Genomic DNA, 20,683 nt, shown 5'->3' on the forward strand with positions numbered 1-20,683 from the left:
CCAATCCCAAACTTTCAGATTTTGGGAGGAGTAGTTCCGTGTCGATTTTGGCATCGAACATGAATATCTGCATTCCGTTAGGATTGCGTGACGAGGCTGGTGCGATCCTTTGGGCGGCCAACGAGGTGGTACGCGCGCTTGAACTGCATGATGTCAGGGCGGAGGTCGTGACCGCTGCCGTAGGCGCTGATGTCGTCGCGGAAATTGGCCAACTGTCCGTCGCCTCACGGGAGGGGCTTTCATTGCCCGCGGCGCCCGAGAGCCTTGCATTGATCAAGAGCGGAGAGCAGATCTTTGCCTGGGGCTCAGACATCCGCGGTCTGGTCTACGCTCTGACAGAACTCGCAGACAGGGTGCGCACGTCGCAGGGCGGCGAGCTTTTTGCGGGAACATTCCCGCTGGTCGAGACGCCGACGGCTCGCGTCAGGTCGATGGCCCGCCTTTTTTGTGCCGAGCACGAAGACAAGGTTTGGTTCTACAGCAAGAACCAGTGGCGCGAATACCTGTCGATGCTGGCCTCCAACCGCTTCAACCGTTTCTCGCTCACGCTTGGGATGGGCTATAACTACCCCTATCACAACCCGTGGATATCAGACGTCTACTTCTACTTCCCGTATCCTTTCCTCTTCTCTCTTCAGGGCTACGATGTCGATGTGAAGGAGTTGCCCGCCGATGAGCGCGAACTCAATCTCGAGATGCTCAAATTCATAGGCCGGGAGGCTGCCAGGCGTGGATTGGAGTTCCAGCTGGCACTCTGGACCCAGCGCTACGATTTCGATGATGTCCCCAATGCCAACTACACGGTTCGCGGTGTCACAAACGAGAACCTTGCGCCTTATTGCAGGGACGCGATCTCGCACGTCCTGACGGAAGTCCCGCAGATAACAGGACTGACGTTCCGCGTGCACGTTGAAGGCGGAATTGCAGAGGGCGAGTATGGTTTCTGGGAGACGGCGTTTTCAGGGGTCGCTGCCTGCGGTCGGCCGGTCGAAATCGACATGCATGGGAAGGGGCTGGACTTCAAGCTGATCGATCTCGCGCGTCGATCGGGAATGCCAGTGGCCGCTTCGCCAAAATATCTGGCAGAGCATATGGGCCTGCCTTACCATCAGTCGGCTATCCGCGATCGCGAATACCCCCCGGAACAGGCCAGAAGCGCCAGGGAGAAGCTAAGCGAAGGGTCGCGTAAGTTCCTTCGCTACTCGTACGGGGATCTTCTGGACGTCGACAAGGACTACATGGTCATCTACCGCATCTGGCCCGGAACCCAGCGCGTCTTGCTATGGGGCGATCCCTCCTTCGCGGCAGGATATTCGAGGAGCTCGATGTTCGCGGGATCCGACGGTGTGGAGTGGTGCGAGCCGCAAAGTTTCAAGGGGCGCATGGGAACAGCGGTGCCCGGGCAGCGCTTCAGCTATCAAAAACAGGGTCTCCCGACAGCTCAAGACTGGAAGAAGTACGAGTATCAGTACCGAGTCTGGGGACGACGGCTGTACAATCCAGAAAGCCCCAGCGAAGGATGGATGCGCTGGCTCGAGCTGGAATGCGGTGAGGCTGCAGATGCGTGCGAGCAGGGACTTTCATGGGCGAGCCGCGTCCTCCCACTAATCACCCTGGCTCACGGGCCGTCTGTTTCCAACAATCACTATTGGCCGGAGATCTACACCAATTTGGGCTTCATCGAAGGCGCTGCGGGAAGTCGCGCCTACGGCTTCGACATGGATGCACCAACTCGCTTCGGGAATGCTCCAACGTTCGATCCGGTGCTTTTCGCGAATGCACGGGAGTATGCTGAGGCGCTCTTGAGTGGAAAAACATTGGAAAAATACTCACCGCTTGATGTTGCCGACTGGTTGGACGAGATGGCCGCCGGTTGCAACGCAGCCGCAGACACCGCGTCTTCAGCTATGGGCTGGGACCGTGCCGAGACCCAGCGGATCGTCTCCGATGTGAAGATCCTCAGCGCTATCGCAGGCTACTTCGCAGAGCGCTTCCGCGCCGCCTGCTGGGCGGAACTGTTTATCGCGACGAAGGCGACCAGGATGATCGCTCCGCTGGTGAAACATGCGACGAAGGCTGTCGAGCACTGGAGGCAGGCTTCCAACGTTTCGAAAGGGCTCTATCACGATGACATTACCTACGGTCCTCAGTCATGGCTTCGCGGATCCTGGCATTCTCGCCTTCCGGAAATGGAGGCCGAGCTGCTCGACCTGGTCGCGCTGCAAGGCTACGGCGGGACGGAGAGCGTACCAGCGAATGACGCGGCGGTAGCCGCCGCCAAAGCAATCAACGCTCACAAGGCTCTGCATCGCCAGATGGGGAACCTCGCGTATCCAGAAGAATTCGCCGCAGGTGAACCACTTCGTGTTCACCACAAGGCAGAGGTCGATGCGACCGTCACCCTCCACTATCGCCACGTCAATCAGGCTGAACGGTGGGAGACCGTCTCGATGGAGCGGTCCGGCGACAGCTACCTCGGCGAAATTCCGAGTGCCTATACGGCAAGCAAATATCACCTGCAGTTCTTCGTGAGCTACTCCTCGGGGGGAGAGACGAAGATCATTCCTGGTTTGGCCGCAGATCTTGCGAACGAACCCTATGCCACCTCGCTACAACGGCGCGCCAATGGTGACGGGAGGTCACTGTGATAAAATACATCCTCATGAGGCTGCTGGACGCCATCCCAACAGTCTTCCTCGTTCTGCTCCTCGTCTTCATCGCCATGCGCATCTTGCCGGGCGACCCAGCTATCGCTGCACTTGGAGATGCCGCCACCCCAGAGCAGTTGGCACTGTTCAGAGAGAAGATGGGGCTGAATGCCCCGCTCTGGCTACAGTTCGTCAATTTCCTGAAGGGGGTGCTCACGCTCGACCTTGGAACTTCGATGATGAACAACCAGAACGTCGTCGGGCTGATTTTCTATAATCTGCCGTACACGCTCGAACTCACACTCACAGCAATGCTCATGGGCGTCGCAGCGGGGCTGCCCCTCGGAGTGTTTGCAGCCAGAAACCGGAACAAGGCTCCAGACAGCTTTGTTCGCGGATTTTCCCTGATTGGCTATGCGGTTCCCGACTTCTATCTCGGCGCTCTTCTTTTGATCGTCTTCTCCCTCAATCTCGGATGGTTTCCAATCAACGGTGGCGGCGAGGGCTTCATCGACCGGATGTATCACATCTTCCTTCCGGCGCTGACGCTGGCGTTCGTCAAGGCGGCCTTCGTGGGACGGCTGAGCCGCACGGCGCTGCTCGAGGTTCTGAGCAAGGATTTCGTCAGGACCGCCCGGGCCAAGGGCGCCACTGAAAACCGCATTGTCTATAAGCACGGACTTCGCAATGCGCTCCTGCCTCTTACCACCGGACTGGGTCTCAGCACGCTGGCGACCTTCTCTGGTTCAGTTGCCATCGAGTTGGTGTTCAACCGTCCCGGCATCGGAAAACTGCTGATCAGCGCGATCGCCGAGCGAGACTACGCGATCATCCAGGGTGGGATCGTTGTTCTCGCCATGTGCGTGGTCCTGATCAACCTGCTGATGGACATCCTCTACATCATCGTTGACCCCAGAATAAGGATGCAGTGATGAGCACGGTATCGGAAACGTCTTCCCATCTGATGGCGCCGCAACCAGGCCCGTTTCACGCTCTCAGATCCATCCTCCTCCGGCGCCCGGGCACGATCGTGGCAACGGCTATCGTGTGCACGCTGGTCGTCGTGGCTGTGTTCGCTCCATGGATCGCTCCCTATGACCCGCTGAGCCAATCTATCATCAAGGTCAACAAGATGCCGAGTTGGACCAACTGGCTGGGCACCGACCAATTCGGCAGAGACGTGCTTTCCCGCATGATCTACGGATCGCGGAATTCTCTTCTGTTCGGCTTGATTTCGCCTTTCGCCGCGGCAGTGGTCGGAACCACGATTGGTGTTATCGCGGGCTACTTCGGCGGTGTCGTCGATCGTGTCATCTCCCGCTTGATCGATCTGCTCCTTGCCTTTCCCGAATTGCTTCTCGCAATCATGATTGCTGCCGTCCTCGGTGGTGGGTTCTGGAACGTCATCGTCGTGATTACGGTTGCCTTCGTGCCAGGCTTCGCCCGCGTTGCAAGAGCGCAGACGCTTTCAGTCAAGCATGAGCCCTATGTCGAGGCGGCCGTATCGATGGGTGTCAGCACGCCCTGGATCATTTTCCGGCACATTATACCCAACATCATGGCACCGATCGTCGTCTTGATGATGCTCTGGGTCGCATCGGCAATCCGCCTTGAGGCGTCGCTGAGCTTCCTCGGCATTGGTACGCAGCCGCCGAATCCAAGCTGGGGCAACATCATTCGTGACGGCCTCAACAATATATTCGGCTCCTCCTGGCCGATCATCGGCGCAGGGGCCGCGATTACTCTGGTGGTCCTGTCCTTCAATCTGATCGGCGATGCCATTCGCGACGCCATCGATCCCTCGACGTCTGACTGATCCGGAGTATTTCATGGTTCAATCTATCAACATCGCACAGGCCGCCATCCGTCCGGAAACGTCCGCACCGGCACTGCAGGTTACCGATCTGCGCACGTCGTTCAGGAACGAGCGCTCGTGGACACCAATCGTCAAGGGCATCAGTTTTGAGATTGCACCCCGCGAGACCTTGGCGGTTGTGGGTGAATCCGGCTCCGGCAAGAGCGTGACCGCGCTTTCGATCATGCGGTTGCTGAACCCGGAATCGTCTCGGATCGAGGGCTCCGTGAAACTCGGTGGACGCGAGCTTCTCGGTCTTCCAGAGCACGAGATGCGGCAGGTCCGTGGCCGGGAAATGGGCATGATTTTCCAGGAGGCGATGACGAGCCTCAATCCGTTATCGCCGATCGGCGACCAGATTGCAGAGGCGTTGACGATCCACGGTCAACTGAGCGGCGCTGCAGCCCAGGCCGAGGCCGTTCGGATGCTTGAGCGCGTGCGCATTCCGGCGGCCAAGGATCGGGCGAGGGATTTGCCTCAAAGCCTATCTGGTGGCATGCGCCAACGCGTGATGATTGCGATGGCACTGGTATGCAAACCAAAGCTTCTGATTGCCGATGAGCCCACGACTGCCCTCGATGTCACAATCCAGGCGCAGACGCTGCAGCTTATCAAGGAACTGCAAAACGACGTCGGGATGGGTGTCCTGTTCATCACTCACGACATGGGCGTTGTCGCGGAGATAGCCGATCGAACCGTCGTCATGCTGGGAGGTGAGGTGCTCGAGACTGGCGTCACCTCCGACATCTTCGATCGTCCCCAGCAGACCTATACGAAGACATTGCTTGCTGCGGTGCCAAGGCTCGGGACAATGTCCGGCTCAGGTCAGCCAGAGCATTTTCCGCTGATTGACAAGGCGACGGGTGTTCTTCGGAAGCCCGCCGACCGACCGGATACCGTGGATCGTTCAAAGCCACCTGTGTTGTCGGTAGAACACCTGGTGAAACGCTTCGACCTTTCAAAGGGATGGTTCAGCGGCCCCGGTGCCAGGGTTCATGCTGTCGAAGATGTCTCGTTCAACCTTCGTGCAGGAGAGACGCTGTCGCTGGTCGGTGAGAGCGGTTGCGGCAAGTCGACAACGGGCCGCGCTATCATGCGCCTCGTTGAACCGCAAAGCGGTAAAGTTACGATCGACGGCGTCGACATAACGTCGCTCGACAAGAAGCAGATGCGCTATGCGCGTCGCAATATACAGATGATCTTCCAAGACCCGTTCGCAAGCCTAAACCCGAGGATGAGGGTAGGGGACGCAATAGCTGAACCTTATCTCACCTATGGTCTCGGATCGCGAAAGCAGGCCCGGGAAAAGGTGGCGGACCTGCTCACAAGGGTCGGACTGTCACCGGATGTTGCCAACCGCTATCCTCAGCAATTCTCGGGAGGCCAGAGGCAGCGCATCTGCATCGCCCGCGCACTTGCTCTGGAGCCGAAAGTAATCGTCGCAGATGAATCGGTTTCCGGGCTGGACGTTTCCATCAAGGCTCAGGTCATCAACCTGCTTCTTGACCTGCAGGAAACGCTGGGTCTCTCGTATCTGTTCATCTCGCACGACATGGCGGTGGTGGAGCGCATGAGCCACAAGGTGGCCGTCATGTACCTCGGTGAGATCGTGGAAATGGGACCTGCGAGCTCGGTATTCTCGAACCCGCAGCATCCCTATACCAAGCGCCTTATGGCGGCGGTGCCGATCCCTGACCCGGCGCGAAGAAACATGGTTCGCACACTGCCGGGTGATGAACTGAGGAGCCCAATCAGGCCAGCCGATTATATTCCGCCAACGCGAACCTACCGAAACATCACCGCCGATCACTTCGTGCAGGAGTGGGAGGAAGCGCGGTAGATATTATCGATCAGAGGCTGCCATCGACATGGTAGCCTCCGATTGTGTGACAATCCCCGAGCGGACAGTGCTTTCACGCTCCATGATATCGAAGCCGATGTCGACAACGGCTTCGGCGATCTCAGCACCATCGAGACGGTGGCGAACCGCGGTCATCGCCTCATAACCGCAGCGCCAACGGTGGATGCGCACACTGCTTAACGGCGGGTGTGCCGCTTCCATGTAGTCCAGGTCGTTGAAACCTGCGATCCCCACTTTGCCGGGGACGTCGATGTTGAGCGATTGGCATGCGAAAAGCGCGCCTAGTGCCAGAACGTCATTGTTGCAGAAAACCGCATCGAGATCCGGGTGTCTTTCCATTGCCTCAAACATGAGTTCTTTGCCCATCTGTGCAGAAAGAAAAGATTTGCCTCCCTGTTCGGCAATGGGCGGAGGTGTGGTGGATGTGCTGCCGCGCTGTACTACAAGCGCTGGATCATAAGTTCCTGCTTCCTGGAGAGCTCGTTTGTACCCATTCAGACGCCCGCTCGAACGGTCGCTCAGCCAAGCCGTCAGGAACGCAATCCTCTTGTATCCCTGCAGCACCAGATGGCGGGTCATCTCATATCCGGCCCGCTCATGCGAGAAGCCGATAATCTGTTGGATAGGGTTGTCGCAGAGGTCCATGATCTGGACGACTGGGCACCCGGCGTTCTCCAGCATCTGTCGCGTCGCTGCGGATTGATCGGTGCCGGAGACGATAATCGCCGCAGGCTGATGCCGGACTATGCGAGAGACCAAGTGCTCCTCGATCTCTGGGTTGTAGCCCGTATTCGCGACTTCGATCCGCAACGGGCTTTCTGCAAGGCCGTCATAAATGCCGCGGACCACGTCCGAGAAAACACTCTGAGTAAGGGAAGGGACCAGAACCGCGACGACGTCGCTTCGTTTCGATGCGAGTGCGCGCGCATTCAGGTCGGGGACGTAATTGAGCTTCTTGATCGCATCGTCGATAACCTTGCGGAGGGTTGAAGATACCTTGTGAGGCTCGCGTAGTGCTCTCGAGACGGTAATTGCCCCAACACCGGCAAGCGATGCTACATCAGAAATTGTGGGTCTCGAGCTTGAACGTCTCTTCGCCATCTAGATTCTCCACCCATCCCGACTTCAAGCTAGAGCCTGAACAACATCCAAGGTCAATCATCACCATTGACGAACCATAATGGCAGCGCTACCATCATGCAATCCTTAAAGGCTGGAAGTGCATCGTGTGTCGAGGAGGACGCTGAGATGGATAAAGATCTTTCGGGTCGGATCCAGTCCGTTGATCGGGCTATGATGATCTTGGAGGCGTTGGGCAGCTATGACAGTGGCTGCCGCCTGACAGACTTGTCCAAAACGACAGGACTTTCCCTAACCACCGCTCATCGTCTGCTGACTACACTCCAGCAGCGTCGATTTGTTCAATTCTCCAAAGGGGAGAACCTTTGGTTCGTCGGTGCCGGGGCGTACGCAGTTGGATCATCGTTCTTCAAGGACCGCAGCATTGTCGCTTCAGCCGCACCGTTTTTGCGTCGGCTCCGAGATCAGGCTGGCGAGACAGCAAACATCGGCATCGTTGAGGAAGGTCAGATCCTTCTCGCTGACCAGGCAAGGGCCAAGGATAGCTCCAACGCAATCTCTGCCATCGGTGCACGTACCCCAATGAGTGCCTCGGGCATGGGCAAAGCGTTCCTTGCTTCCTACCATCCGGATGATGTTGTCGCGCTAACCCGAAAACAGGGGTTGAACCGCATCACATCGAAAACGCTCACCAGCGTCGACGCGTTGGGAAGAGAACTGAGGCGAATCGAAGCCCAAGGCTACTCCTTGGATGATGAAGAGTACCGCGTAGGCCTGCGTTGCGTAGCTGCTCCGGTTTACAACGATAGGCACGAGGTGGTGTGCGCCATATCTGTTTCTGGCTCAGCTCGCAGGATAACCTCCGATCGGCTTTCCTCGCTCGCACAGTTTGTGAAGGATGTCGCCTCGGATTTTACCCTCCAACTGGGTGGAAAAGTCTATCGCTGAACTCGTTCCTAAGGTTTGAGTGTTTGCGCCACCGTACAGACGACGGTTTAGCGAATATGACTGGAATTGGGTGAGGTCGTTGTTCAGGAGTTCATGTGGCAGCGCTCCCCTATATCAAGTTGCAGGACGTTGTCAGTTTCGCCCGCTTGCGAATCATTTTCCGAGGAGATCAAAGTGCCGTAGGTTCGCATCCCTTCATGAGCATGCGCTCTGCACCGGGTTGCAACTTTACCCACTCACCAGGGTTTCCGGGGGCTGCTTTTCGAGAACCAAAGCGCCATGAACTCCGGCAGGAAAATCTGATCGATCGCCATGTGGGCGGCGCCGGACAGCCCCGTCGAACCATCGTGGTCAACGGCAGCGATCTGGAGGTTGGAGCTGACGAAGGGCAGGCAATGGCGGTAGGCGGCTTCCTTCAGTGAGGCGAAAAAGAGGTTGCCGGTATCGAGAAGGCGACCGCCCACGAGCACGCGGGACGGATTGAACATGTTGATCGTCGCGGCGAGCACTTGGCCGATACCGAGGCCGGCATTGCTGACGAGTTCGGCAGCCAGCGGATCGCCCTCCCGCACGGCACTTGAGAGATCGGCTAGGGTCGGCTCTCTCTCTCCGACGATTCCGGCCAGCGCGGCGCTTCGCCCCTCCCGAATGCCCGACCGGGTATCGCGCAGGAGCGCCTCGCCGCTATATTGCGCCTCAATGCAGCCACGTCGTCCGCAGCGGCACACCACATTGCTGAGATTGTAGCCGGGGATGTGGCCGATGTTGCCCGAAGCACCTTGAGCCCCGCGAAAGAGCTTGCCCTCGATCACGATACCGCAACCGATCGCCATGTCGGCAGCGAGATAGAGCATTGTCGTGTCCTTCGGGATCGTTCCCGCTCGCAATTCACCGTAGGCAAGAAGGTTGTCGTCGGTATCGAGCCAGAAAGGCACATCATAGGGCTTGGACAATTCCTGCCCGAAGGCATATCCGATCCATGGAGAGGGCAGCGAAGGTGAATCGATCAATGTCCCCGCTGCTGAGTTGATATGGGCGGGGATGCCCGCACCAACACCCCAGACGTCGTCCGGCCGCTTTCCCAGAGCCTTTAGCTGCCGATTCCATTCGCGGTGCGCATTTGCGACAAGCGCATGTGGCCCACTCGCGAAGTCGCCTCCGTCTCGCGACGTCGAAAGGATATTGCCTTTGAGGTCGGCAACCGCGAAATGCACCTCGGCCAAGGTCGCGAACAGGCAGAGGATCAGACCGACGGAAGCGTTAAGCTCGAGGAGCCTCGGTGCCCTTCCTCCGGTCGATACGCCTGCGGCCCCTTCTATCACCAGGCGCGTGGTCATGAGCTGTGCGACGCGCTCGGCCACCAGGCCGCGCCCGAGTCCGGAGACGCGTTGCAGGTCGGGCCGCGTCGCCGCCCGCCCGGACTTGATGAGAGAGAGGATGGCGCTCAGATCGCGGACGGCCTCTGTCTGGCTAAATGGAATCTGATCGTTCAAGGCACACCTCGTTTCCCCACCGATAGCACGAGACATTTGCATCGCGCCAGTTGCACTTATGCATTTAATATGCATAAGTTAGATTGTTGGAGGTAAAAGTGTCGATGAGGTCGACGCTTATATGGAGGAAGACCCTTGAAACAATTGACGGTGAAACTTTGCGCGGCGGTTGCGCTGGCGTCTATCGCGACCTTTGGAGCGCAAGCTCAGGAGGCGAAGACCATTTCGATCGCCTATAGCGTCGACGTGCTCGACGAGACTCAGAACCAGGCCCTCGATGCCATGAAATCCCGAGTCGAGGAGATCAATGCGTCGCGCAAGGACGTGAAGGTCACGCTCGACGTTTACGACGCGCAAAGCAGTGTCGACAAACAGATATCCGATGTTCAGACCGCACTCATCAAATCTCCCAGCGTCCTGATCCTGAGCGCCGTCGATGCAGCCGGCTCGCTGCCTGCGGCACAGGCTGCCAAGGATGCAGGCATTCCAGTCATCGATCGGCGGCCATCCGACCCGGAGCCCGACGTCTATTCCGTTGCATTCTACGCATATGACGAGGTGCGCTACGCGGAGTCGACCACCAACTGGATCAAGAAATATCTGGATGACAACCCGGGCAAGGTGCTCAATGTCGGCCTGGTCTATGGCGCGCCCGCGCAGACGGCGCAGCTGCGCCGCGCCGATAGCGTCAAGGAGTTGTCCAAGCAGCAGCCCGACAGGATCAAGATCGTCGCCGAAGGCTACGGCAACTGGTTGACGGCCACTGCCCAGAACCTGACCCAGGACTGGCTGCTCGCGCACCCTGATATCAATCTTGTTGTCTGCGCGAACGACATCATGGCGCTCGGCGCTTCGAATGCACTGCAGTCCGCTGGGCGTACCGATGTCATGGTGACTGGATACGACCTGACGGATGATGGCGTGCAGCGCGTTTCGGCCAATACCCAGACCCTGACGGTCGGGACGGTCCTGAAGGACTCGAACCAGATCATCGACGTCGCCGTGGGCCTCGCCGAAAACACCTTCAAGGACAAGACGTTCTACGTGAACCCCGTCTACGCCATCGATCCATCGAATGTCGCGGATTTTCTGAGCAAAACCAAAAACTGAAACAGGTAATCGGGAGCGTCCCGACGGGCGCTCCCACTGGAGGAAAACCTGATGACTGTTCCCGACAACGGGGCCGGCGTGTCCGCGGGCAGGCGGCTGCTCCTTGCGAACAAGGCCGTTCTGTTTGCTGTCATTCTGGCGGCAATTCTATCAATCTCTTCGCCTTACTTCCTGCTGCAAGCAAACCTTCTGTCGCTCTTCGACCAGATCGTCGTCATGACCGTGGTCGCTCTTGGCTACACGCTCGTGCTTGCGATGGGCGAGATCGATCTGTCTCTTGGCGGCGTGATCCCGCTCGTCGGTCTGGTCATGGCGAAACTGATGGTGAACTTCGGCGTGCCGTTCTACGCCGCCATTATGATCGGTGTCGTGCTTGGAGCCGCGTGCGGTGCGTTGAACGCGTTCATGGTGTCGCGGTTCGATCTGCCTCCGTTCATCGTGACGCTCGCGACAGGCGCGCTCTTTACCGGCGCTCTCTATATCATCTCGAACCTCATTCCGGTGTCGAACCTGCCGCCGGCGTTCCTGGCGATCGCGCGGACCCGCATCATCGGTATTCCACTGCCCGTCATCCTGCTGATCCCGGTGGCGGTGGGCTTCTATCTTGTCGCAACACGTTCGGTCTTCGGCCAGCACGTGATCGCGCTCGGCGGCAATAGCGAAGCGGTTCGCGTTGCAGGTATCAAGATCGAGACGCTGCGTCTGAAGGTCTACATGCTGGCTGGCGCGTGCTACGCTCTCGCAGCCGTGCTTCTGACCGCACGCTCGGCCTCCGCGCAGATCGCGGCCGGCTCCAACCTGATGCTGCTCGTCATTACCGCGGTGGTCGTCGGGGGAACGCCGCTTCTCGGCGGCAAGGCCGATATGGTCGGCACCTTTTTCGGTTGCCTCATCCTGGGGATGATCAGCAATGGTCTCAATCTCCTTGGCGTCAACGCTAACTACCAGATCATCGTCCAGGGTCTTCTCATTCTCATGGCACTGGTCGTCGACGTCGAGTCGACGAAGCTCATGCTTCGTCTCGATGCCCGCCGCATGCGAAACCTGAAGCAGGGGAAATCACAATGACGCATTCCAATACCCAGCTTGTGGAGATGCGTGGCATCAGCAAGGCCTTCGGTGGTGTGCAGGCCGTGGACGATGTAAGCCTGACAGTCGGACGAGGCGAGGTCGTTGGCCTGCTCGGCCACAATGGCGCCGGCAAGTCGACATTGATCAAGATCCTCGCCGGTGCCTACGTGGCCGACAGCGGAGAGATTAAAGTCAACGGCGATACCGCGCCGATCGCCGACCCCATGGATGCGAAGGCACATGGGATCGAGACGATCTACCAGAATCTGGCGCTTGCCGACAACCTCGATGCCGTCGGCAACCTCTTTCTCGGACGCGAGATCCGCAAGTACGGATGGATGATGGATCGCAAAGCCATGAAGGACGCGACGGCGACGGTCTGCGCGCAGGTCAATCCGCGCTTCAAGAACCTCACGGTGCCCGTCCGCTACCTTTCGGGTGGCCAGCGGCAGTCCATCGCGATCGCGCGCGCGATCTATTTCAACGCCAAAGTCATCATCATGGACGAGCCGACCGCCGCGCTCGGACCGGGAGAGACAGCGCTGGTGAAGGAGCTCGTGCACCGCCTGAAAGCCCGGGGCGTGGGCGTCATTCTGATCAGCCACGACATCGAGGATGTCTTCGAACTTGCCGACCGCCTCGTCGTCATGGCGGCGGGCAGGGTCGTTGGCAACGTCAAGACCGAAGAGGCGACGCGCAAGCAGGTCCTCTCGCTCATCATCATGGGCGATGGTTCGCACGCGGACTGACCGACCACGATCAAGACAATACTATTCAATAGGAGCGGATATGCCCGCCGGCACCAACTATTGCATTCCAGAGGGAATGCTTGGTCTACACATAGGCAACGAGGCAGTGCGAAGGTATCCCGGCACCAACTTCGTCGTCTTCTCCATGTTCAACCAGTTCCTGCACCCCAACCACCCGCTTGGGTGGATTCGCAGGCTACAGGTCTTCCTCGATGACGAGGAAGTGCCGAGCAAGGACATGTTCTTCGTCGTTCGCGGACAGTGGATCAGCGTCGAGCACATGCCGACGATCGTGGATATCTGGTGGCATATGCGCGAGGAGGCGAAGCTCTACATCGCGCGCAATCCGGTCGATCCGGGCAAACATGAGGTTCGCTGCCATTTCCACATCTCGCTACAGGTTCACACGGACATTATTGATCGGGACGACATCTGGCCGACTCTCGAGCAGGTGGTTTCGGCAACACTGTCATCGACGGAAACGCTGGAGACTTGCCAATGACCATCACAATCGCCAGCAGCCTCTGGTCGCTGCAGCAGCTCGCATTGACAAGGGGCGCGTCCCTCGATGACCTCATCGATATCGCGGCCGATATTGGAGTGAGCGCGATCGAGCTGAACGAGGACTTCCTGCGCCTGCCGCCTTATGCCTCGATCGACGGCTACAGACGACTGAGAAACAGGATCGAGAGCAGGGGGCTGTCCGTTGCATCGATCTGGTTCTACACCGACATTCCCGCAGCCGTCCGTCTGACGTCGGTCGACGAGACGGTTCATCAGATTGGGAACTACCTGGGGATCGCATCGATCCTTGGATGCCCGCGCATAACACTTCCACCGGGCGAGGGCGGTCCGAACGCCGATGTCGATCTGGCGCATGCTGCGATGATCGACGTTCTCACGCAACTGATGCCGGTGGCCGAACACTACAAGGTCGATATCGGCCTTGAAATTGGCCGTACAACGGGCAATTTCCAGACGCCGCAGGCAGCGCTCGCTCTCGTCGACAAGATCGCATCCGATCGTCTCCGGATTGTCCCGGACTTCGAGGCCTGGAGGCATGCGACCGAAGATTTGCCGCTGAGCCATGTGGAGACGACTGTTATCGCCGAGCCGGCGTCACCCGACGATTTCCGCAAGTGCCTGCCATACGCGCCGCTCATTCACGCCAAGCTGCTGCGGCTCGACGATGCGGGCAATGACTGGCACTTTCCGCTGGAGCAGCTCATGGCGGCGGTGCGCGAAAGTGGGCGCGATCACGTCCTCGACATCGAATTCGAGGGCTGGATCCCGGATATCGACCCGCATTGTGATAGCGTTGTCGAGACACGGCGCTGCGTTGAGTTGATTCGGCGCCTGTCGTATTCGTGACGGGTAGTGCGGAGGACCGGGAAATGGACTGGAAAAATAAGCGTGTGCTTGTTACCGGTGCTGGCAAAGGTATCGGGCGGGCGACCGCGCTGGTCCTGGCGGGCAGGGGAGCGATAGTGGTTGCGCTCAGTCGCTCACAGGCGGATCTCGATGCTCTAAGCCGCGAGGTGGATTGCGAGACGATCTGCGTAGACCTCTCGGATCACACTTCCATCACCGACCGGATCACCCGGGCTCTTCCGGTCGATTTCCTGGTAAACTGCGCTGGTATCACACATCTCGAGCGGGCGACCGAAACGTCGGTGGAAGACTTCAGTCGCGTACTTGACGTCAACACGCTCGCTCCGCTGCTTTTGTCCCAAATCGTCGCGCGAGACTGGATGGCACGCGGATGCAGGGGAGCGATCGTCAACGTCTCAAGCGACGCTGCCCGACGTGGCATCGAGGACCATGTCGCCTATTGTGCATCCAAGGCGGCTTTGGACGCCATTACACGCGTCATGGCAACGGAATTGGGCGCGCGAGGAATTCGCGTCAACAGCGTCAATCCCACAGTCACGCTGACGCCGATGGGAGAGCTTGCCTGGAGTGATCCGGCTAAGGCCGATCCGGTGAAAGCCAGGATACCGATGGGGCGCTTTCTCGACCCTGTCGACGTCGCCGAAGCGATCCTCTTTCTTCTGAGCGACGAGGCAGCCATGATTTCAGGCACGTCAATGCCAGTTGATGGCGGGCTTTCAATATCCTGAACTTCGGCCGTTGCGGCACCTCCCGATCCATAATCATTGAGGTCTTAGTGTGGAACGATCAGCAACTGCACCTGGGTCCGCCATCGCGACAGCGAGTTGGAGAACCCTTGGTAGTCGGGGCAGGGATTCGAACCCTGCGTCACAGCTCGATCCACACGCTGAAGGTGAAAGCCCGGAATTTCCATTGAAATTCACCGATGGAATTGCAGGTCCTCGGTTCACATCCGTTCACGGCGTATAAGGCTATATGGACGTAACGCTTGTACTTTGGCGTTTTCGCTGAGCAAAGTGGGGCCGGTTTGCTCTAGCTGAAATCGACTTCATCGAACAAACCCCGACAAAACGCGGAGCTTTGACTGAGGCTGTCTCCTTCGGCCCGTTGCGTTCAGTGCTGCTGTCGGTGGCACCTGGCACAAGCGATATTTGCAGCCGACGGCCTGTCGCATTATGTTATGGAAGAATGGAAAGGAGATCGCTGATGCTTTTGCAGAAATACCGCGAGAACAAGCAAGCCTTGAAGCAGATCGGCCGGGAGGCCATCGCCGAGAGCCGCCGTATGGGCCTAACGATCACTGCCAAGGATCGCCAGAACGAGGCGCAGGATAAGGCCCAGCATGAGCGCAAGGAACGTGCTCCGGCTACCGTGAGGTAGCAATCGCTTCATGCCCGAGTTGTCGTGTATCCTCCTCGCAGGGCCGAACGGCTCCGGCAAAACTTCCGCCTTCGCGAAGCTGAAGCTCGACGGTGTTTGGATCAACGCGGACGAGATCGCCAAAGCGATGCCGGCCGCCGATAACAGATCGACTGAAATCCAAGCTGGTCGAGCGGCTCTCCTGAAAATTGACGAGATGATCGACACCAGGCAGTCTTTTATTTTCGAGACGACGCTGAGCAGCAACCAATCGTTGCGAATGATGCGGGCTGCCAAGGCGGCCGGGTTCAAGGTCGGCTTGTACTATGTTGCTTTGGATTCCGTTGAGACAAACGTCGAGCGCGTTAGACAGCGTGTCCTCAAGGGCGGTCACGACATCCCGGAGGAAAACATCCGAAGGCGGCACGATGGATCCTTCGAGAAGCTGACCGAAGCTCTCAGGATCGCAGACGAAGTTTTGTTGATCGACAACTCAGGGATAGAACCGCACGAGGTCTTCGCCATTAACGGCGGCGTGGTCCAGTCCTTCGACATCGATGACAACCAAGCGCTGCACAAGCTCTTTGAGGCCAAGGTCTGCGAAGCGTACCATCTCATGCGAGCGCTGGAAGGCTTTGAGAGCAGGTAATTGAGGAGGGATAGGCTGCCTCCGGTTGACAGACCTTTAAATATCTCGCCAACTTTCCGACCGCGCACCGCGAAGTTCGGCGAACTGCCCTCATGAGGCTTGCCGAAAGGAAAATCTACCCGGCGCGGGTTCCAGGTCCAAGATGAGAATGATAATCGGCGGCGGCGATCGCTGGAGGTCCATAAATTGGCCTTATGCGACGAAGTATGTCTTTTCAGGAAGTTAAGCTATCTGAACGACCTGTCGCCGGTTCGATTCCCTTCAAGAGCGAAACGACGATGTCGGCTCGGATGTAGGCTGAGCCGACATCCGAGCCGAGCATATCATTCGATTTTATGCAGCCCCCCAAACCTGATTGAGGATTTTGGCGGCCAGTGCGGCCTTATCTTGCGGCAAGAAACGACCATAGTGCTGCTGCACGACGTCGGGCGTGTCCTGAATGGCGTAGCTCGCCTGCTCGTAGGAGCCGGTCTCCTTCAGGATATGTGTGGCAAGAATATCCCGCAGGTTATGCGGCCCATGCGGCAGCAAGCCCTTGATCGCACCGCGTTTGGTATAGGGGTTTTAGATCCCATAGCGTTGGATGACGGTCCGCCAGGCCTCGTAGAACGTGCTGGAGTTGTAGGCGGCGTCGATGCTGGTCGTCTTAACCGTTTTGACGAACAGCGTCTCAGGGTCCGTGGCACCGCCAAGCAGAACGCCGCGATGGCGGTCGATGTAAGCGTCGAGGTATTTGTAGAGATCGAGCAGGTCCGGCAGGATAAGCCGGAACGGCTTTTGGCCGAAGAACGAGAAGCCGGAGTTTTTGAACGCGACCGATGGGATCAGGACTTCCCACCCCTGATCACGATCACTCCAGCGCAACTCCCCGCATTTCATGTCCTCCAGCCGGCGTTCCGATGTCGGATAATGTCCTCGCGGGCAGACACGCAGTTGGCGAAGGTTCTTTTGCCGCAGCCCGAGGTGCAGGCCAAGCCTGAGCAGCAGGAATGATCTGATGGCCTCGGCCGCCGACCGTGGATATCTGTTCTCGTCCGGCATACGTGCAAGGATCTCGTCTGTGATCTTGCGATATTCCGCCAACGGGCTCTCGGCTTCGAGGACACATATGATCGGCTCGAACGGGTCGCGATGAACACGCATGACGCGTTGGATTTCCTTGGATCTGTTAGCGGCATGTCGGTGGAAAGCGTCGCAGGCCCCATGCCAATCCTGAGCTGCGAAGTCGATTTCTTCCTGTTCAATCAAGCCTGAGATCGGCCTGATGTTCTCAAGCAGTTCCGGATGCTGCCGGATCCAGCCAATGTCGGCGCGAGAAAGGGCTTGGGCAACCATTAGCATGTCCTCTTCCCATTTGGTATAGAAGCCACGGCGCTGTTCCCGCCACTGCAGATACCAGTCCCAAACGCCAGGGAAGATGAGAAGACCAAAACTCAAATGACTGAGCGGAACGCCAAAACCCTTTACTGCACCGTTTGGTGAAGCGGCTAGCGCGCCAAACATCAGGCCTAGGTGCTCAATCTTCTGAGAGGCCGTTTCCTCACCCCAAACGCCATTCCGCTGAAATCCAATTGCCGTCAACGTCGAGGTTTTGAAGCGGATAAGATCTGCCATTTCCATGGCAAGCCGCGGCGGCGCGTCGACGACGCCGGAGAGAAGATCAGGATCATCGAACTCGGCCGCTTGATTCTGATTGGCGCCGGCCACGGATGCCAAGGATCTGGCCGACAAAGCGCTTCCGCCATAAGTGACGCCGGGAAAGCGGATGGCATAACGTTGCTTGCTGGCCGCCGCCTGGTATCGACGATACTTTGTCGATCCGGTATAGCGCGGCGATCAGGATGAGACGGTAGCGACAATCTGGATGAGATTCTTAGGTCGCGGTCGGGATCAAGTTATCAGGTTGATTGCCGCTTACAAGGTCCTCTTGGCTTTCTGATTGCCGCTCCGCGACAGATTCAGTTGCGGGTCTGATTGTCGCGAAAGCGGCCGGTCGGCCCCGTTGGCGCTTTTCCTCGAGTGCGGTTCTGCGTCGGTAGCTTTCGACATTCATTTCGAAGATCGTGGCATGGTGTACGAGCCGATCGACCGCTGCGAGCGTCATGGCAGGGTCGGGAAAGACGCGGTTCCATTCTCCGAACGGCTGGTTGGCCGTAATGAGGATCGATCGATGCTCGTATCGTGCCGAGATCAGTTCGAAGAGCACGCTTGTCTCCGCCTGGTCCTTGGTGACGTAGGCGAGATCATCGAGGATGAGCAGGTCATACTTGTTGAGCTTGTCGATGGCGGATTCCAGCTGCAACTCCCGTCGGGCGACCTGGAGCTTTTGCACGAGATCGGTGGTCCGGGTGTACAGGACCCTCCATCCGTTCTCGATCAAGGCCAGGCCGATAGCGGCAGCGAGATGGCTCTTTCCTCCGCCGGGCGGACCGAACATGAGGATGTTGGCTCCTTTGGCAAGCCAACTATCGCCGGCGGTGATTGCCATGACCTGTGCCTTGGAGACCATAGGCACGGCATCGAAAGCGAAGCTGTCCAATGTCTTGCCCGGCGGCAGGTGCGCCTCGGCGAGATGCCGTTCAATCCTGCGATGGGCACGTTCTGCCAGTTCGTGTTCGGCAATCGCCGACAGGAAGCGAGCTGCCGGCCATCCTTCCCGGTCCGCCTGTTCTGCAAATCGTGGCCAAAGGGTTTTGATCGTCGGCAGCCGGAGCTCGTTGAGCATGATGCCGAGACGTGCTTCATCGATGACGTGGGCGTTCTTCATGCCGCTTCTCCTGTCCCGATCAAGGCCTCGTAGCCATTGAGCGATGCGAGTTGCACATGAACGGTCGGCAGCTTGGCTGGGTCAGGACCGAAGAGCGCTCGCATGCAAGCCAGATCGGGTAGCTGACCGGCATCGAGTGTCTTGGCCAATTCTTCAGCAAGTTCACGCTCGCAGCCGCGGTCATGGGCCAGCGCCAGGAGTTCGACGGTGATCTTGCAAGCTTGCTTGTCAGGAAAGTGTTCGGTGAGGGTCTCGAAAGCTCTGCGGTATTCCTCCCGCGGGAAGAGCTTGTCGCGATAAACGAGGCCGCGGAGCGCCATCGGCTTTTTGCGCAGGGAATGGATGACGTGATGGTAGTTGACGACCTGGTCGTGCCGCCCGTCGGGATGACTGCGACCGCGGCGCAACGTCATCAGGTGCGTCCCACCGACAAAGACATCTAGCCGATCATCGAACAGGCGCACGCGCAGCCTGTGGCCGATCAGGCGGGACGGCACGGTGTAGAAGACCTTGCGCAAGGTGAAGCCGCCAGTCCTCGCCACCGTGACGACAATCTCTTCGAAGTCTGTGGTTCGCCGCTCGGGAAGCGCCTGCAGATGGGATCGCTCCGCATCAATAGGCTTGCCATGGGCGGCATTGCGACGACTGACGATCTCATCGACAAAGGCGCGATAAGAGCCGAGATCGTCGAATTCTCTCGTGCCCCGCATCAGTAGGGCGTCGTGAACGGCATTCTTGAGATGACCGTGAGAGCTTTCGATCGAGCCGTTCTCATGCGCGACGCCCTTGTTATTGCGCGTCGGGGTCATACGGTAATGGTCGCATAGCTGGTCGTAACGATGCGTGAGATCGACCTTGGCATCGGCATCGAGATTACGGAAAGCCGCCGATAGGCTGTCGCTGCGACGATAAAGCGGCATACCGCCCACGGACCACAAGGCATTTTGAAGCCCCTCGGCCAGCGCGACAAAGCTTTCCCCGCCGAGAATGACATGGGCATGTTCGAAGCCCGACCAGACAAGCCGGAAGTGATAGAACAGGTGATCAAGCGGCTGGCTGGCGATCGTCACACCAAGACCGCTGGCGTCGGTAAAATCCGAAAGACCCAGCCGGCCTGGCTCGTGTGTTTGTCGGAAGATGACCTCCTGCGCTTCGCCATGGACAGCACGCCATGACCGGATGCGTCGCTCAAGCGTGCGGCGGATCCCTTCGGAAAGTTCTGGATGTCGGCGCAGCATCTCATTGTAGACCGTGACGGCACGGATGCCGGGTGCGGCCTTCAGGAGCGGGATGACTTCCGTCTCGAATATCGGCTCCAGGGGATCAGGGCGACGGCGTCCGCGTGGCGCTTTGCTCTGAGATGGCAGTTGCACCTCCCTGGTGGAAGGCGGGCAAGCGGCCTTCCCGGCGGACGCCTTTTTTACCTGATGTGCCATCGGCTTTGGCGGCCGCCGTTCTTCGGCCGCTGGCGCTGCGCCAAGCCAGCGGATGATTGCATCCAAGCCTGGGCGAAGCTGCTTTTTCAGTTCCGCCGTCAATTCGACTTCGATCCCACACGACTGACCGATCGTTGCCCAATCGATATGGCCATTTAGGAACGGCGGCGATTTTCGGTAGATGATCAAGCTTAGGAGATAGGGGCGGACGTTCTCCAACACTCGTTTGAATGCGATCGGCGGGATACGCAGCTCGCAGAATTCG

General features: G+C 58.5%; 17 protein-coding genes and 1 pseudogene. 13 read left to right on the forward strand and 5 right to left on the reverse strand.

What is annotated here, in order from left to right:
- Positions 1 to 38 precede the first annotated feature (38 nt).
- Genes QTL95_RS04230 through QTL95_RS04245 form a run of 4 tightly spaced genes read left to right on the forward strand, consistent with a single transcriptional unit; the run spans position 39 to position 6,343 of the window.
- Positions 39 to 2,648 carry a hypothetical protein gene (locus QTL95_RS04230; RefSeq protein ID WP_289718703.1) on the forward strand — a complete coding sequence of 870 codons (2,610 nt, stop codon included), beginning with the start codon at positions 39 to 41 and terminating at the stop codon, positions 2,646 to 2,648.
- A complete protein-coding gene (locus tag QTL95_RS04235; protein WP_289718704.1) occupies positions 2,645 to 3,580 on the forward strand; it encodes an ABC transporter permease in 936 nt (311 codons plus the stop codon). The genes QTL95_RS04230 and QTL95_RS04235 overlap by 4 nt, the downstream gene beginning before the upstream one ends.
- The gene (locus QTL95_RS04240) at positions 3,580 to 4,464 is read left to right on the forward strand and encodes an ABC transporter permease (RefSeq protein WP_289718705.1); all 885 of its coding nucleotides are present in this window, start codon (positions 3,580 to 3,582) and stop codon (positions 4,462 to 4,464) included. Before QTL95_RS04235 ends, QTL95_RS04240 begins: the two co-directional genes overlap by 1 nt.
- A gap of 13 nt (positions 4,465 to 4,477) precedes the next feature.
- Positions 4,478 to 6,343, forward strand: a complete 1,866-nt coding sequence (locus QTL95_RS04245) for an ABC transporter ATP-binding protein (RefSeq protein ID WP_289718808.1) — start codon at positions 4,478 to 4,480, stop codon at positions 6,341 to 6,343.
- A gap of 3 nt (positions 6,344 to 6,346) precedes the next feature.
- On the opposite strand, the gene QTL95_RS04250 is transcribed toward QTL95_RS04245, so the two are convergent.
- On the reverse strand, positions 6,347 to 7,465 hold the full coding sequence (locus QTL95_RS04250) for a LacI family DNA-binding transcriptional regulator (protein ID WP_289718706.1): 1,119 nt from the start codon (positions 7,463 to 7,465) through the stop codon (positions 6,347 to 6,349).
- 147 nt (positions 7,466 to 7,612) lie between these two features.
- Here QTL95_RS04250 and QTL95_RS04255 point away from each other — a divergent pair, with 147 nt between their 5' ends.
- The gene (locus QTL95_RS04255; protein ID WP_289718707.1) at positions 7,613 to 8,392 is read left to right on the forward strand and encodes an IclR family transcriptional regulator; all 780 of its coding nucleotides are present in this window, start codon (positions 7,613 to 7,615) and stop codon (positions 8,390 to 8,392) included.
- A 236-nt stretch (positions 8,393 to 8,628) separates the two neighbouring features.
- Here QTL95_RS04255 and QTL95_RS04260 read toward each other — a convergent pair whose 3' ends face one another.
- Entirely contained in the window at positions 8,629 to 9,885 is a 1,257-nt protein-coding gene (locus QTL95_RS04260) for an ROK family protein (RefSeq protein WP_289718708.1), read from the reverse strand.
- Between the two features lie 135 nt (positions 9,886 to 10,020).
- Here QTL95_RS04260 and QTL95_RS04265 point away from each other — a divergent pair, with 135 nt between their 5' ends.
- From QTL95_RS04265 to QTL95_RS04300, 8 genes are all read left to right on the forward strand, one after another.
- Positions 10,021 to 10,995, forward strand: a complete 975-nt coding sequence (locus tag QTL95_RS04265; RefSeq protein WP_289718709.1) for a sugar ABC transporter substrate-binding protein — start codon at positions 10,021 to 10,023, stop codon at positions 10,993 to 10,995.
- Positions 10,996 to 11,046: 51 nt separating this feature from the next.
- Positions 11,047 to 12,063 carry an ABC transporter permease gene (locus tag QTL95_RS04270; protein ID WP_289718710.1) on the forward strand — a complete coding sequence of 339 codons (1,017 nt, stop codon included), beginning with the start codon at positions 11,047 to 11,049 and terminating at the stop codon, positions 12,061 to 12,063.
- Positions 12,060 to 12,815 (forward strand): ATP-binding cassette domain-containing protein, encoded by a 756-nt coding sequence (locus QTL95_RS04275; protein ID WP_289718711.1) that lies wholly within the window; start codon positions 12,060 to 12,062, stop codon positions 12,813 to 12,815. The genes QTL95_RS04270 and QTL95_RS04275 overlap by 4 nt, the downstream gene beginning before the upstream one ends.
- A gap of 40 nt (positions 12,816 to 12,855) precedes the next feature.
- Positions 12,856 to 13,317, forward strand: a complete 462-nt coding sequence (locus QTL95_RS04280; protein ID WP_289718712.1) for a C-glycoside deglycosidase beta subunit domain-containing protein — start codon at positions 12,856 to 12,858, stop codon at positions 13,315 to 13,317.
- Positions 13,314 to 14,186, forward strand: a complete 873-nt coding sequence (locus QTL95_RS04285; RefSeq protein ID WP_289718713.1) for a sugar phosphate isomerase/epimerase family protein — start codon at positions 13,314 to 13,316, stop codon at positions 14,184 to 14,186. The genes QTL95_RS04280 and QTL95_RS04285 overlap by 4 nt, the downstream gene beginning before the upstream one ends.
- A 23-nt stretch (positions 14,187 to 14,209) precedes the next feature.
- Positions 14,210 to 14,935, forward strand: a complete 726-nt coding sequence (locus QTL95_RS04290; RefSeq protein WP_289718714.1) for an SDR family oxidoreductase — start codon at positions 14,210 to 14,212, stop codon at positions 14,933 to 14,935.
- Positions 14,936 to 15,413: 478 nt separating this feature from the next.
- Positions 15,414 to 15,587: a hypothetical protein gene (locus QTL95_RS04295; protein ID WP_289718715.1), complete on the forward strand. Its 174-nt coding sequence runs from the start codon at positions 15,414 to 15,416 to the stop codon at positions 15,585 to 15,587.
- A gap of 10 nt (positions 15,588 to 15,597) precedes the next feature.
- Positions 15,598 to 16,215: a zeta toxin family protein gene (locus tag QTL95_RS04300; RefSeq protein ID WP_289718716.1), complete on the forward strand. Its 618-nt coding sequence runs from the start codon at positions 15,598 to 15,600 to the stop codon at positions 16,213 to 16,215.
- 333 nt (positions 16,216 to 16,548) lie between these two features.
- On the opposite strand, the pseudogene QTL95_RS04305 reads toward QTL95_RS04300, so the two are convergent.
- The 3 genes and pseudogenes from QTL95_RS04305 to istA all read right to left on the reverse strand — a co-directional run.
- Positions 16,549 to 18,039 (reverse strand): annotated as a pseudogene (locus tag QTL95_RS04305) (hypothetical protein); the annotation flags it as partial.
- 49 nt (positions 18,040 to 18,088) lie between these two features.
- Positions 18,089 to 18,982: an IS21-like element ISRel5 family helper ATPase IstB gene (gene istB / locus QTL95_RS04310; RefSeq protein WP_289718717.1), complete on the reverse strand. Its 894-nt coding sequence runs from the start codon at positions 18,980 to 18,982 to the stop codon at positions 18,089 to 18,091.
- Positions 18,979 to 20,418, reverse strand: coding sequence for an IS21 family transposase (istA, locus tag QTL95_RS04315; RefSeq protein WP_289718809.1), 1,440 nt, complete (start codon positions 20,416 to 20,418; stop codon positions 18,979 to 18,981). The genes istB and istA overlap by 4 nt, the downstream gene beginning before the upstream one ends.
- Between the last annotated feature and the right edge of the window lie 265 nt (positions 20,419 to 20,683).

Origin of the sequence: Rhizobium sp. S152 (genome assembly GCF_030380735.1) — a bacterium.
In the GTDB taxonomy this organism is placed as follows: Bacteria; Pseudomonadota; Alphaproteobacteria; order Rhizobiales; family Rhizobiaceae; genus Rhizobium.